Source organism: Sorangium sp. So ce124 (genome assembly GCF_051525235.1).
GTDB lineage: Bacteria > Myxococcota_A > Polyangia > Polyangiales > Polyangiaceae > Sorangium > Sorangium atrum.
This window is the reverse complement of record NZ_CP150312.1, coordinates 9,896,983-9,910,827: the sequence shown is the minus strand read 5'-3', so window position 1 is coordinate 9,910,827 and position 13,845 is coordinate 9,896,983. Positions and strand designations below refer to the sequence as shown.

Annotated in this window: 12 protein-coding genes; 5 read left to right on the top strand and 7 right to left on the bottom strand. The window is 72.2% G+C overall.

Annotation, left to right across the window (positions count from 1 at the left end):
• Positions 1–777: a 3'-5' exonuclease gene (locus WMF19_RS37260; RefSeq protein ID WP_272102456.1), complete on the bottom strand. Its 777-nt coding sequence runs from the start codon at positions 775–777 to the stop codon at positions 1–3.
• The gene (locus WMF19_RS37255) at positions 774–1,859 is read right to left on the bottom strand and encodes a DsbA family protein (RefSeq protein ID WP_437894706.1); all 1,086 of its coding nucleotides are present in this window, start codon (positions 1,857–1,859) and stop codon (positions 774–776) included. The genes WMF19_RS37260 and WMF19_RS37255 overlap by 4 nt, the downstream gene beginning before the upstream one ends.
• A gap of 59 nt (positions 1,860–1,918) precedes the next feature.
• Between WMF19_RS37255 and WMF19_RS37250 the strand changes: the two genes are divergently transcribed.
• Complete coding sequence (locus WMF19_RS37250) at positions 1,919–2,713, top strand: response regulator transcription factor (protein ID WP_437894705.1); 795 nt, start codon at positions 1,919–1,921, stop codon at positions 2,711–2,713.
• Positions 2,714–2,799: 86 nt separating this feature from the next.
• Here the strand turns inward: WMF19_RS37250 and WMF19_RS37245 are convergent, their stop codons facing one another.
• On the bottom strand, positions 2,800–4,170 hold the full coding sequence (locus WMF19_RS37245; protein ID WP_437894704.1) for an OmpP1/FadL family transporter: 1,371 nt from the start codon (positions 4,168–4,170) through the stop codon (positions 2,800–2,802).
• A 135-nt stretch (positions 4,171–4,305) separates the two neighbouring features.
• Here WMF19_RS37245 and WMF19_RS37240 point away from each other — a divergent pair, with 135 nt between their 5' ends.
• Complete coding sequence (locus tag WMF19_RS37240) at positions 4,306–5,001, top strand: hypothetical protein (protein ID WP_437894703.1); 696 nt, start codon at positions 4,306–4,308, stop codon at positions 4,999–5,001.
• Positions 5,002–5,014: 13 nt separating this feature from the next.
• Here the strand turns inward: WMF19_RS37240 and WMF19_RS37235 are convergent, their stop codons facing one another.
• The 4 genes from WMF19_RS37235 to WMF19_RS37220 all read right to left on the bottom strand — a co-directional run bounded on the left by WMF19_RS37235 (position 5,015) and on the right by WMF19_RS37220 (position 11,684).
• Positions 5,015–6,211: a metallophosphoesterase gene (locus tag WMF19_RS37235; RefSeq protein WP_437894701.1), complete on the bottom strand. Its 1,197-nt coding sequence runs from the start codon at positions 6,209–6,211 to the stop codon at positions 5,015–5,017.
• Positions 6,212–6,310: 99 nt separating this feature from the next.
• Positions 6,311–7,183, bottom strand: coding sequence for a hypothetical protein (locus WMF19_RS37230; protein WP_437894700.1), 873 nt, complete (start codon positions 7,181–7,183; stop codon positions 6,311–6,313).
• Between the two features lie 304 nt (positions 7,184–7,487).
• Complete coding sequence (locus tag WMF19_RS37225; protein ID WP_437894699.1) at positions 7,488–9,596, bottom strand: hypothetical protein; 2,109 nt, start codon at positions 9,594–9,596, stop codon at positions 7,488–7,490.
• Positions 9,597–9,665: 69 nt separating this feature from the next.
• A complete protein-coding gene (locus WMF19_RS37220) occupies positions 9,666–11,684 on the bottom strand; it encodes a SpoIVB peptidase S55 domain-containing protein (RefSeq protein WP_437894698.1) in 2,019 nt (672 codons plus the stop codon).
• A gap of 129 nt (positions 11,685–11,813) precedes the next feature.
• On the opposite strand from WMF19_RS37220, the gene WMF19_RS37215 reads away from it, so the two are divergent.
• From WMF19_RS37215 to WMF19_RS37205, 3 genes are read left to right on the top strand one after another with little or no spacing between them, the layout of a single operon-like run.
• Positions 11,814–12,056 carry a hypothetical protein gene (locus WMF19_RS37215; protein ID WP_012240189.1) on the top strand — a complete coding sequence of 81 codons (243 nt, stop codon included), beginning with the start codon at positions 11,814–11,816 and terminating at the stop codon, positions 12,054–12,056.
• Between the two features lie 10 nt (positions 12,057–12,066).
• Entirely contained in the window at positions 12,067–13,062 is a 996-nt protein-coding gene (locus tag WMF19_RS37210; RefSeq protein ID WP_437894697.1) for an aldo/keto reductase, read from the top strand.
• A complete protein-coding gene (locus WMF19_RS37205) occupies positions 13,059–13,844 on the top strand; it encodes a phytanoyl-CoA dioxygenase family protein (RefSeq protein ID WP_437894696.1) in 786 nt (261 codons plus the stop codon). The genes WMF19_RS37210 and WMF19_RS37205 overlap by 4 nt, the downstream gene beginning before the upstream one ends.
• Position 13,845 lies beyond the last annotated feature (1 nt).

Below are 13,845 nucleotides of genomic sequence, written 5' to 3'. Positions count from 1 at the left end.
TCAGCTGGGCTTCGAGGTCGGGGGCGGCGCGGCGGCAGGAGCCTTCCGCCAGAACTTCCGCGCTTCGTCCTGCTGGCGGACCAGCCGCCGCTGCTCCTGGATCAGGCCGCCATAAGCGCGAGGCACCCGCGGATCCTTCGCGAGCGCGTACAGGACCTGGAGCGCCGCCTCGGCGTCGTCCGTCGCGCGGTGCGCCTTCTCGAGCGAGATCCCGAGCCGCGCGGCCATGTCGCCGAGGGCGCGGCTCTCCTCGTTCTTGTAGAGCTCGCGAGCGAACGTGAGCGGATCGACCCAGTCGACCTCGCGCCGCATGGCGGGCGGCGGCTCTTGCGGACGCATGCCCACGCGCTCGAGCTCGGCGAGCAGGAACGAGCGGTCGAAGGTGGCGTTGTACGCCGCGGGGATCGCCCCCTTGAAGCAGGCGAGGATCTCCTCCGCGACCTCGGCGAACGACGGCTTGCCCTCGACGTCCGCGTCCTTGATCCCGTGGATGGCGGTGCTCTCCGCGGGGATGGGCCGCCCCGGGTGGATGAGCCAGTTGTAACGCGTCAGGATCTCCCCGGCGCGGCCGATGACGATGCCGAGCTCGATGATCCTGTCACCCGCCGGATCGCGCCCCGTGGTCTCGACGTCGACGAAGGCGATGGGCTGCTCGATCCAGGCGCTGCCCGCGTCGATCTCCGACGCGACGCCGACGGCGCGCACCTTGAGGAGGTGCGCGATCCCAGGGTAGTGCCGGCCCGTCGGGAAGCAGCCGCACGGGTCGGCGACCTTCACGGCGTCCTCGGCTTGGCGGGCTGAGCGGGTGCAGCCGAGGTCGCGGGGCGCGCCGCGCCGCCCGCCGGCGCGCTGGTGCCGGCAGCGGGCGTCGCGCTGGCCGCGGGCGTCGCGCTGGCCGCGGGGATCGCGCTGCCTGAGGGCGGCGCGTCGCCTGCCTTCGGGGGCGCAGGCCGCGGCGTCTTGCCGAGGAGCTCCAGATCGAGCTTGACCCAGGCCTCGAGATCCTCGCCGGGGTTCGTGAGGAGCTGGAGGTTGACCTCGCGGCCGTTGATGAAGATGAGGGGCGTCCCCTCGAGCCCGACCCCGTCGGCCTGCAGCTTGTCCTTGTCGATGCGCCCCTTGGTGTCGGTCGAGACGAGATCGGCGCGGAACTTCACCATGTCGAGCTTGAGCCGCTGCGCGTAACGCTCGAGGTCGGCCTGCTCGAGCTTGTCCTGGTTCTCGAAGAGGAGGTGGTGCATCTCCCAGAACTTGCCCTGGTTGAGCGCGGCGGTCGCCGCGCGCGCGGCGGGCTCGCCGTGGACGTGCGCCGAGAGCGGGTAGAACTTGAAGACGAGGCGCACCTGCCCGTCGAAGCGCTTCACGAGCCCCTCGAGCAGCGGCGCCATGAGCCTGCAGAACGGGCACTCGAAATCGGCCCACTCGACGATCGTGATCGGCGCGTCGGGCGGCCCCATCTCCGGCGAGCCGTCGGTGGCGAGCGTCTTCACCTTGTTCGCGTCGAAGCGCATGTGGAACGCGTCCTCGCGCTCCTTCTTCGACCGGCCGTCCTTGACCTGATCGAGCAGGAGCTGCGCGGCGGGGAGGCACGCCTTGCACGCGCGCTGCTCCTTCACGCACTGCGCGATGCTCACGGGCGTGTCCGGGCAAGGGGAGAGGAGCTCGGAGACCTGTGCCCCCCACTCCCGGCGCTCGCGGGGTGTCAGCGAGGAGGTGTCCACGCCCGGCAGCGAGACCGTTACCTCCGGGCTCGCGGCCGGCTTGGGCTCGTTCGAGCTCGGGTTCCCAGGACAGCCCGTGGCGCCGATCGCGAGCAACGGCAACGCGAGGAGCGGCGGCATCCAGCGCAGGAATGACATCGCGGCGCGAGCTTAGTCGGACCCCTTGCGAGATGCTAGCGCGGGTGTAGCGTCAAGAGGTGCGGAGCGTCCTCTACCGCTTCCCGGATCTGCAGCAGTTCGAGCAAATCGTGTGCGATCCGGAGGAGCGTGACCTCGAGCTCGGGCTGCCCGCGGGGGAGTCCGTGGCCGACGGCGAGTGGGTGCTCGCCATCTTCGAGCTGGGCGAAAACCGCCGCGCGACGTCGGCCGCGGCGTGCGCGTCGGTCTCACCGGAGGGGGCGCGGCTCACGTTCGAGCCGCGCGACTGGCATCGCCTGGCCCACTTCGCGCGGACGGAGGCGCCCCGCCCCGGATCCGTGCCCGACACCGACGCCGCGGCGCTCCTCCGCGCCGCGGACGGGGCCGGCGCCGCGCCAGCCGGCGTCCAGGGCGCCGGCCCGGCGGGCCGGGCGCCGCCGCCCCCTGCGCCGCCTCGGCTGAAAGGCAAAGGCTCACGGGTCCTCGTTGTCGACGACGACCCCCACATCCGCGAGCTCCTGTCGGCGATGCTCGAGGCGGTCGAGCTCACCGTCGTCGCCGTCGCCAGCGCGGAAGATGCGCTGGCGCGGGTCCGCGGCTCGCCGTTTCACCTCGTCGTCCTCGACTGGAACCTCCCGAAGATGACCGGCATCGACCTGTGCCGGACGCTGCGGCAGGAGCCCGGGCTCCGCGATCTTCCGGTCCTCTTCCTGACGGCGCACGCCTCCTCGCAGGACATGGTCGAGGCCTTCGCCAGCGGCGCCGACGACTACATGGTGAAGCCCTTCCGCGCCCCCGAGCTGGGGGCTCGCATCTTCAGCCTGCTCCGCCGGACGCGGCGCTTCACCTCCTGAGGCCCCTCGCCGCGGCGCAGCGGCTCCGCCGCGACGCGGGCTCGCGCTCGGTCACCGCACGCAGATTCCGCGCGCAGATTCCGCGCTCAGAAGGCGACATCGACGTTGAGGTTGAGCACGCCGATGTTCTGCGTGTAGTGCCCGCCGGAGTCGGGAGCCCTCGAGTTGGGGTGCAGGCCCGCGGTGATGCTGTCCCCCGTTGTGTCGCGGTCGACGTAGAACAGCTGGGTATACGACGCGGCGAGGTGCAGCTGCTCCGCGACATGGAAGCGCCCGCCCAGGGAGAACGAGACGTCGTGGAAATCGACGCCCGATGGATCCAGGGTCTCGTCAGGAACTGCGTTGGAGTCGTACCCGAGGCCGCCGAAGAACTCGATCGCGGGCCGTGGCCAGTGGCTCCAGCCCACGCGCACGCCGAACGTGTCGTTCCAGCGGCGGGGGATGTTCTGGACCACGCGGGCTCCCTCTCCGGCGAAGCCGTCGCTGTCGATCGCGCACGCCGCGCCGACCTGGGTGAGGCACTGGTTTTCCATCGAACTCCACCGCGTCCAGTCGCCGAAGAGCCGCACCTCGAAGCGCTCCGCCGGGACGAAGCGGGCGCCGAGCCGCACGATGTCCGGCAGGCCCTCGTGCAGCTCCACGTCGCTCGGGGAGCCCGACACGCCGCTGAAGCGGTTGGTGAGCGTGCCCTCGAGCGAGTCTCCCCCCGTGACGTTCGGCCGCGACTGGTACGACGCGCCGATCCAGAGCTGCTCCGGCACCGCCTCGACCAGCGCGCCGACGCCGAAGCTCGCGTGGAAGCCGCTCACCTCGAGCAGCGAGCGCCCCTCGGTCGCAAGGAGGTTGTCGCCGGAGGCGTTGCGGGCGCGCACGGTGTTCACCTGGGTTCGAATCAGGTTGCCCGAAACGCCGAGGCTGAGGCGGAGCGACGGGATCTTGTAGGCGGCGGCGAGGGTGAAGAACATCGCCTGGAGCGAAGACTCGATGGAGTGCCAGCGCTGCACCCCGTCCACCGGCCCGGCGAGCTCGCGATTGCCCTCGAACGCCGCGTTCGTGTCCCAGGACGCGGCGCCGCCGAAGGGCACATAGACGCCGGCGCCCAGCGCCAGGTCGCCGAGTTTGGCCGACGCGCCGAGCATCGGCGCGGCAGCCACGTTGAACAGGGTCGCCTTCCCCGTGTTCGCCTGCGGCACCGTCACGTCATCGGTCGCCGCCGCCGCGTGCGTGTAGGACGCGGCGCGCAGCGCGATGTTTCCGTCCAGGAACAGGTGAATCCCCTCGCTCTCGGCGAGGCCTGCGGGGTTGTAGTAGACCGCGGTCGGATTGCTCGTGATCGGGTTGCCGTGCTCGCCGCCAAACCGCGCGGTCGCGAACCCACCGGCGAGCGCGGATCCGGTCCAGGCGAGACCGCCGAGGAGGCCGACGGAGATCGCGAAACAGGGGCGGTTGATGGACATATCCGGTGTTCTCGATTCTGAGGGCGGAGGAATGCGGCGCCTGCGGCGGACCCTGCATGGTAGGGTTGCAACTCCTGCCACGTCGGGGAATGTTCTACCCGCTCAAGTCAAATGTCACCTTTCGAACGGTGTCAAATGCTTTTCTCCCGCACCATCCGGACAACGCTCGCCTCAGCTGCCCTCACCTCCACCGCGCTCCTCATCGGCTGCGCCGACCCGCAAGGCAGATACGATGACTTCGAAGCTCGCGATACAACGATCCGCGAAGACCAGAGCAGCGGCGGCGAGGGTGGTGGTGGTGGCGGCGACGAAAATGGCGGCGCTGGTGGCGGAGCGGACAACTGCCTGCCGGAGGCGGGCGCCGTCGACGGCGATTTCCTCTTCAGCCTCTCGGCCTATCTCAACCCGCGGGCCCCTATCCTCTTCGTGGCCAGCCTGACCACCGAGGCCAGCGACGGCGGCCTGAGCTTCTCGCTCACCTTCCAGCCGCTCACGGCCGCCGATCGGAGGACGCCCACGGGCGAGCCGTTCGATGTGGGTCCCTTCGAGCTGCCCGCCGATGGGAAGTTCACCGCGCAGCTGCCCACGCTCATCGTGCCGGGCGACGCCAACCCCATCTCCGGCAGCGAGCTCGAGGCCACCATCACGCTCACCGGCTCCCTCTGCGCGCCCGCCGACTTCATCTGTGGCGTTGTCACCGGCAGCGCGGCGAGGCCGATCCCCCTGAATCTCAAGGGCTCTACCTTCGCCATGGAGCGAATCACCGATCCGAGCAGCTACCCGGCGCCGGTCATCAACTGCAAGAAAGACCCGGCGAGCCCGCTCCCGTGAGCGCCCGGTCGGGTCACGCCACGGCCTCCGCCGCGGCGGCGCCTTCGAGCTCGATCAGCGAGATCTCGGACGGCGCGCCGACGCGCATCGGCGGCCCCCAGTAGCCCGTGCCGCGGCTCACGTAGATCTGGCTGTCGCCGTGCGAGGACAGCCCGGCCACGTAGGGCTGGTCGAGCCGCACGAAGAAGTTCCACGGGAAGATCTGACCACCGTGGGTGTGGCCGCTGAGCTGCAGGCCCACGCCCCGCTCCGCGGCCTCCAGGATCTGCTTGGGCTGGTGCGCGAGCAGCACGAGCTCCCGGGAAGGGTCCCGCCCCGCGAGCGCGCGCGCGAGGTCGGGGCCATGGCCGCGGCCCATGCCGCGGGAGCTCCAGTCGTCGACGCCGGCCAGGTCGAAGCCGTGCTCGCCGTCGCCGATCGAGACGCGCTCGTTGCGGAGCACCGTCACGCCGAGCCGGCGGAGCTCCGCGATCCACGCCTCGGCGCCGGAGTAGTACTCGTGGTTGCCCGTCACGAAGAACACCCCGTGCTTGGCGCGCAGATCGGCGAGCGGCGCTGTGTGCTCGCGGAGCTCTTCCACGGAGCCGTCGACGAGATCGCCCGTGATCGCGACGAGATCCGGCTCGAGCGCGTTCACGCGCGCGACGACGCGCTCGAGCCACGCCCGGCCGATCGTCGGGCCGATGTGGAGGTCGGTCAGCTGAACCACGCGAAAGCCCGACATGGCCGCGGGGAGGCGGCGGAGGCGGACGCGCACCGGGCGGACGGCGACCTCGCCGAGGGCGCTCGCGGCGCCGGCGACGCCGAAGCCCATGGCGAGCGCTCCGGCCGCGCCCGCGAGGGCGCGCGAGAGGAAGGTGCGGCGCTCGCCGTCGAGCGGCTGGTTCAGGATCGCGGTGAGGCCGTGGGCGCCGAGGCGGACGAGCTCGGAGGTGAGCAGGAGGAAGAAGAGCAGGACGGCGAGCCCGACCCACGTGTAGACGACGCCGGCCACGACGCCGGCGATGTGCCGGGGCAGCGCGCGGGTGAGCAGGAGGCCGAGGGGCACCAGCGACGCGAGCACCACCAGGGCCACGCTGCCGACGCGGTGCCAGAGCGGGCCGAGCTCGGGCGCGCGGATCAGGCGCTGCCAGAGGTAGTAGTGGACGCCTGCCACGATGGCGCTGAAGACGGCGATGAAGATGACGAAGGAGAGGAGAGGCCGCTGCACGCGTCCAGCATGACCACGGCGGCGCGCGCCCGCCGCTCCGATCCGCGCGGGAGCCGGGCTCTACAACATTTCTTAACGGAGCGACGCGGCGGACGACGGCTACGAGGTGCTGACACACACGCCGAACCCGGCGGGGTAGATCGCGCTGCCGCCCTGGCACTTGGCGCCTGCGCCGCAGTCCTGCGCCCTGCTGTCGATCCGGCAGAGCTGCTTGCACTGGTTCGTCAGCATCGAGCAGACGAAGCCGGGCGCGCACGGGCAATGCTCGCCGGTCCGCCCCTCGCCGGGGACCACGCAGCTCGTCGTCCCGTCCTCGCGGACGATCGTGCAGGTGAGGCCCGTCGGGCACACGCTGTCGTTCAAGAGCTCGCAGTTCATCGCGGGAACACAGACCGGGATCGGGACCGGAGCGCTCGCCTCGGCGACCGACTCGGCCATCGGTCGCTCGTCGCAGTACGTCCCGGCCGCGCAGCTCTCGACGTGACCGCAGCAGTACTGCCGGCACACGCCGCCCTCGCCGTCGGCAGCCACGCACCCCAGGCCAGCCGCGCAATCGGCGCCGCTGTGACAGGGGCCGCCTGCCTCGAAGCGGCCCGCCGGACGGCAGCTCGGGATCGCATCGCCGTCGTCGAGCACGAGCTGACAGTGCAGCGTCTGCGCGGCAGGGAGCCCCGTCCCCGTCCCGGTCCCCGCGTCGCCGTCCGACGAGCACTCGGTCGGCTCGCCGCCTGGGGTGCAGCCATCGCCGCACAGGTAAGCGAAGCGGGTGTAGGGATCCTGCGCCTCCGGAGCCGCCGGGATGTTGACGTCCTCGCTCACGACGCCACCGCCGCTGCCGCTGCTGGTACCGCTGGCGCTGCCGCTCGCCGGCGGAGGGCTGCCGCCCGATTGGCTCGACTCGCTCTCGCCCCCCCCACCCGCGAACAGCCCGCCGCCGTCGTCGTACCCACCCGCCGCATCGAAGTCGCCCATCGAGCACGCGGAGAGCGCGAAAACCCAGGTCGCAACGAGGCCAGAAAGCAGACGGGCGTGGTGTGAGCTCATTCCAGGACTACCAGAAAAGCACAAGCGGAATGAGCGTATCATGTCGCCTCCTGCATTCACAGAATGTGCCCATTCGGTGTGTCGTCGCCAGGGCGCCGAGCGCAACCTGGGTGGGGGCGCCACCCTGCGCGCCGCGGACACGGATGCGCCTCGCCTGCGGGCGCCCCTGGCGCAGGCATGACGCCCGTGTCGCGCCGAGCGCCGGGCCTCGCGCGACGGTGTGTGACGGCGCCTACCGCGCCTCGATGTCGCGGGTGACCACGTTGCCCGCGCTGTCATAGGCGCGCACCGCGATCAGGTGCGCGCCAGGCGGCACGATCGCGCCGAGATCCGCTTCGAACGGCTCGACGGCCTCGTCGAAGACGCCGTCGCTCGGGAAGATGGGCCGCCACTCCTCCAGGCCCGCGATCGAGACCTCGATGCGCGCGACAGGACCGAGGCCGTCCGCGACCTCGCCCGTGAGCCGGCGCCCCTGCAGCGCGAGCGCCCGGAACAGCGGCGGCGTGTTGTCGACAAGGACGGTGCCCGACTCGAGGCTGTGGCGCAGCGTGCGCTCGGGCGGGTTCGCCAGCTCGTCGCTCGCCTCGACGAGGATGCGGTACTCGCCTTCGGGAAGCGCGGTCGTGTCCCATACGTGCTCGGCGCGCGTCACCTTCTCGCCCGGCTTCAGCAGGCTGCGCCAGGTCGACTGCCCCTCCATCCGGTAGGAGAGGCGGTAGCGGAGGTCGTCCTGGTCTGGATTGTCGACCTTCCACGTCAGCTGGAGCGCGCTCACGGGCTTCGGCGCCTCCCCGCCCGAGGGCGGGAGGCTCGAGCGAGAGGGCTTGGTCTGCCCCTTCGGCGCGGCCTCGATCGACGTGACCACGGCGCGCGCGTTGTCGGTGACGAACGAGAGCTTCACCTCGCGGAGCACCGCGCCCGGATCGCGGCGCCAGCGCGCGCGGATCTGCGCGAAGCGCGCCGGCGGGCTCTTCGCGTCGCCCGGCGCGGCGAGCGCGGCGGACCACGGGCTCCAGGTGCCGTCCGGCGCGTCGGTGTTTCCGCTCCGGGTCTCGAGCTCCAGCGCGCCGTCGGAGCGCCACGCCAGGCGCCCGAACGTGGCCCGCAGCCCGGCGTCGAGCACCTTGCTCGTCCACACCGCGTCCGGGCCGCCGACGCCCTTCACCTCGTGGAAGACCGCGGGGTCGGTGGTCGCGACGAACCTGCGCTTCCCGGCCATCATGAAGGCGCCGACCTGGCGCTCGTCGGTGTCGGCGACGAGCCGCGCGACGTGGTTGCCGCTCACGGTGTAGAGCTGGCCTTCCGCGCCCGTCCCGACGTACGGCGCCAGGTCGTCGCCGAGGCCGAGCGAGACATAGTGGGTGTCGTCGTCGCTCATCATCTTCTCGGCGACGCCGCTCCGATCGAAGCGCATGAGCACGCCCTTGCCGGGCTTCTGCGCGCGCGCCGGCTGCGGCGACGGCGGCCCGCTCCGGTTGCGCTTCGGGGGGGCGAACGCCTCGGCGTACTTGTTGGCGATCGCGTAGATCGCGCCGCCCTTCGCGCCCGGCGCGACGGCGATGGCCTTCACGTCGTCGGCGTCGAAGTCGTAGAGCACGGTCGCGCGCCCGGGCGCCGTGAGCTTGTAGAGGAGCGCCTTGCCGTTCGAGCCGGCGTAGACGGCGCCGTCGTCCCCGACGGCGACGCTCATGAGGTGCGGCTCGTCGCTGTCGAAGTACACCTGGGCCTTGCCCGCGGCGTCGACGCGGAAGAGCTTCCCGCCGGAGCCGGTCGCCGCATAGAGCGCCTTCGCCCTGGGATCGTACGCGAGGCCCCACACGTCTTCGGTGTCGGGGAGCTCGGCGAACACCTTCGCCGGGCCGCCGTTGCCCGCGCCGCGCGGCAGGCGGAAGAGCTTGCCCTCGGGGAAGGTCCCCGCGATGACGTCGCCGCCTTCCGCGAGCGCGAGCGCGCTGACCGCCATCTGCCCGGTCGTGGCCACGAGCGCGACCCGGCCGCCCGAGACGCTGTAGATCTTGCCCTCGTTGCCCGTGCCGAGCAGCACCGTCCCGTCCGGCAGCACCACGGAGCTCCAGATGGACGTCGCGTCCGGCAGCGGCGTCGCGCCGAGCGTCAGCCCGGCGCGCACGGCGCCGTTCGAGTCCACGCTGACGCCGGTGAGATCCCCGCCCTTCAGGTCCTCGAGCGATCGGAGCTCGAAGCTGCGCGTGCCCACCGCGTGGGCCGGCAGCGCCACGAGCCCCGCGGCGGCGACGGCGGCGGCGAGGAGCCTGCGCGGAGAGGGGATGGTGCGGTGAGGGTGAGGCGATCGGGGATGGGCAGAAGAGCGCTCTGTGCTCATGGGTCGCAAGATGGAGGGGGTCAGGGAGAGGGGGGCCAGGGAAGAGAGGGAGGCGGGAGACCGGCGGGCTCAGCGGAGGATAGGCCGGACCGTGACGCTCACGGAGTCTTTCCCGACCAGGAAGCGCTTGAGGGACACCGGCACCTGCACCTGCGCGCCGAAGGTCTCGGGCGCGTCGGAAGCGGAGCTCGGGCGCAGCGTGTCCATCGCGCCCGGGGGGAGCCGCGACGCGACCTTGCCGCGGTACGCCGCGCCGTTCTCCCGGAGCCGGAACGTCGCGACGACGCTCTCCGCGTCGTGGGTCTGGTTCGGCAGCATCGCCACGAGCTCGGCGACGTTGTTCGGGGTCGCCATCGGGCGCTCCACCTCGTAGCCGGGCGCGAGATCGATGTCCACCTGGCTGCCGGCGAGCTCGCGCGGCACCGGCACCTCAATGACGCGCGACTCGATGGGGCCCTGGTGAGGCTGGAGATCCAGGCGGATCCGCGCGGGCGCGCCCGCCTCGATCTCGGGCTCGAGCACCTTCGCGCCGCGCAGCAGGACGACCTGGCGGTCGAAGGTGACCTTCACGCGGGTGTCGACGCGCTCGATCGAGACGTCCTCCCACGGGTTGTTGAGCAGGGCGCCCATCGCCCGGACGAGCCGGCTGCGGACGAAATCGTCGCTGCTGAGCGGGGTGCCGTTGCCGGCGCCGAAGTCGACGAGCGAGATGGTGCCGTAGCGCCCGATCTTCACCTGGCTCACAGCGCGCCAGGTCATGTCCCGCCGCTCGGCCGTCGTCGCCTCGACGGCGTTGCCGACGGCCATCGAGACGAAGGCGGGCGCGAGGAACTGATCGTGCGCGACCTCGACGTTCCACGTCGGGTGCGGCGCGCCCTCCACGCCGTCGATCTGGACGCGCATCGGGAAGACCGGCGCCTTCGCCGAGCTGTCGACGACGATCGCGGCCTGCCGATCGTTCACCAGCGTGCCCAGGGGCCGCACCGCCTCGCCGATCTTGAAGCTCCGGTTCTGGCTCGCGAGGATCCAGTGGACGCGCGCGATCGCGGCGGGGAGGTTCGTGACGCCGCCGTTCATCATCGGGTGGCCGAACGCGACCAGCTTGTCGCCCGACACGCGCGTGACCGTGCCGATGCCCATCGCGGAGATGTCGCCGCGCACGAGCTCGACGCCGATGGCCCCCCCGTCGACGTACTTGGTCGGCGCGCCAGGCTCCGGGTTCGCGGACGAGCCGCCGCCGGCCTGCATCGGATCGAGCCCCATGGGGCCGAGCAGATCGCTCGCGATGCGCAGCGACGTCCCGCCGAGCCCGCCGAGCATCACCGGCGTCGAGGCGCGCGCGAGGCCCGTCGACTCGGGCGGGGCGAGCGACGACGCGACGCGCGCGGCGATCTGCCCGGCGTGGCCGGCGAGATCGTAGGCGTCGACGGCCCCCAGGAAGCCGCGGCTCCCGTGCAGGCGGGCCGGCGCGGCGGCGCGCGGCGGCGTCGCACCACCGGCGCGGCTCACCGGGGCGGGCAGCGGGCCGCCGACCTTCGGGGCGATCCCGCGCGGGAGCGGGCGCGCGAGCTCGTCGAGCATCGACTTGATCGGGGTGACGCCGGCGATCGCCTCCGCGCCGAAGAGCCAGCCGTACGCGTAGGCGCCGATCATCTTGCCGTTGAGGTAGATCGGGCTGCCGCTCATCCCCGCCACGGTGCGGGCGACCTCGAGGCGCGGGTGCTGCGTCTTGATGAGGATGAGATCCTGGTTCGGCCGGAAGTTGCGGAGCGTCGAGATGACCTCGACGTCGAACTTCTCGGGCGTGGTGCCGGAGAAGACGGTCAGGCCGTATCCCTTCATCCCCGGCTTCACCTCGGAGATCGGCAACGTGTCGGGCGGGGCGGAGATCGCCTGAGCCGCGCCGACGCCGACGGCGACGCTGCACGCCGCGCCGGCGAGCAGGCTCAGGGGGATGAGGCGGCCGTCGCGGTCGACGAGGGCGCGGGCGGCGCCGGCGATCGCCCTCGCGCCGCGGGTCGCGAGCGGGGCGGCGCGCGCGGTGAGGAAGGAATCCGGACGAAAACACGGCATGTTGCGCAGAGGCACGGCCCAAGCTTAGCCCGGATTTGGTAGCGCGACAGAGCGGGGGCCAGAGGCGCGCCGGGAGGTCGCCGCGCCACCCGGGGTCGCCGTTTTCCAGAGGCGGGGCGCGCCGGCGACGCTAGGCTTCGCCCCGTGAAGGATATCGCGGCGACCGCGACGCTCGTCCTTTCGTTCGCCGCCTGGGTGACCACCCACGTCGCGCTGGCCGCGCGGCTCGCGCTCCGGAGCCAGCCGCGCTGGCGCGGGCTCGTCGCGCTGGTGGTGCCGCCGCTCGCGCCGATGTACGGCTTCCGGCTGGGGTGGCGGCGGACGAGCACCCTGTGGCTCGTATGGCTCATCGTGTACGTGCTCGCGCTCCTCGTCGCGCGGGCGTGAGGAGCGGGGCGTGGCGCCTGACGTGAAGGCTGACGACGTGAGCGCGGGAATGACGGCGAAGCGGCGCCCGGGCGCGCCGCCCGCGATCCTCGTCGGCACGATGAACTTCGGCGGCCGCACGCCGCCCGAGGAGGCCGAGCGCATCACCCTGCGCGCGCTCGATCGAGGGATCACCGCGTTCGACACGGCCAACCTCTACCAGGACGGCGCGTCCGAGCGGATCCTCGGCCGGGCGCTCCGGGGCCGCCGGGCCGAGGCGCAGATCGCCACCAAGGTCGGCCTGCGCCGCCTCCGGGGCAGGCCCGAGGGGCTCGGGCGCGAGCGCGTGATCCGCGCCGTCGAGGAGAGCCTCGCGCGCCTCGGCACCGACCACGTCGACGTCTGCTATCTCCACGCGCCGGACCCGGAGACGCCCATCGAGGAGACGCTGTCGGCGATCGACGCCCTGCTCGAGCAGGGGAAGATCCTGCAGTACGGGGTCAGCAACTTCGCGTCGTGGCAGATCCTCGAGATCATCGCGCGCCGCGACGCCGCAGGGCAGCCGCGCCCCGCCGTCTCTCAGGTGCTCTACAACGCGCTGATCCGCCAGCTCGACGTCGAGTACGCCGCCTTCGCGCGGCGGTACGCGCTGGCCACCGCGGTGTACAACCCGCTCGCCGGCGGGCTCTTGACGGGGCGGCACGCCGGGCCGGAGGCGACGCAGGCGGGCTCGCGCTTCGAGGGCAACGGCCTCTACCAGCGCCGGTACTGGAGCAGGCGCATGTTCGAGCTCGCGGCCGGCTACGCCGCGATCGCGGCGGACGAGGGGACGAGCCTGATCTCGCTGTCGTACGCCTGGCTCGCGGGGCGGGACGTCGTCGACTCCATCCTGGTCGGCCCGGTCCGGGCAGAGCACCTCGACGCGGCGGCCGACGCCGTCGCGCGCCCGCTCTCGAAGGAGGCGGCGCGGCGCATGGACGCGCTCTACCGCGATCACCTGGGCACCGACGCGAGCTACGCGCGATGATCGATCTCCTGCTGCCCGAGGCCAGGGATCTCGATCTCGCGGGCCCCCTGGCCGACTACGCCGCCCGCGGCCACGCCCGCCTCGGGCGCGTGATGACCGACGCGGGGCTCGCGGCGCTGCGCGCGCGCTCGGATGACCTGATGCTCGGGCGCGTCACGTACCCCGGGCTCTTCTTCCAGCACGACGCCGCGTCGGGCCGCTACGAGGATCTGCCGTACGGCAAGGGCTACCAGGGGCCGAGCACGTCGTACCGGAAGCTCGAGAAGCTCGAGAAGGACCCGCTGTTCCTCGCCTGGATCGAGAACCCGCTCTTCGAGAGGATCGCGCGCGCGCTCATCGAGGGAGAGGTCTCCATCTACCGGGCCGTGCTCTTCAACAAGGCCGCGTCGGGGGGGACGCCGCTGCCCTGGCACCAGGACGGCGGCAGCTACTGGGGGCTGGATCGCGACCCCGAGCTGCAGATCTGGACAGCGCTCGACGACGCCCCCGCCGAGGGCGGTTGCGTGGAGGTGCTGGAAGGCAGCCACATCGACGGGCTCGCGACGCCGCTCGGCGGCGTCGTTCCGGGCGACCGCGTGCGCGCGGCCGACGCGGACGCCCGCAAGATCGCGCTGCCGGCGCGCGCGGGCGAGGCCCTGCTGATCCACAATTACCTCTGGCATTGCTCCGCCGTGAACCGGAGCGGCCAGCCGCGCCGGGCGTTCACGGTCTGCTACATGAGCAGGGCGACCCGATGCCTCCGGAAGAAGAAGGCCCCGCGCACGTTCACGCCGGTGTTCTGAG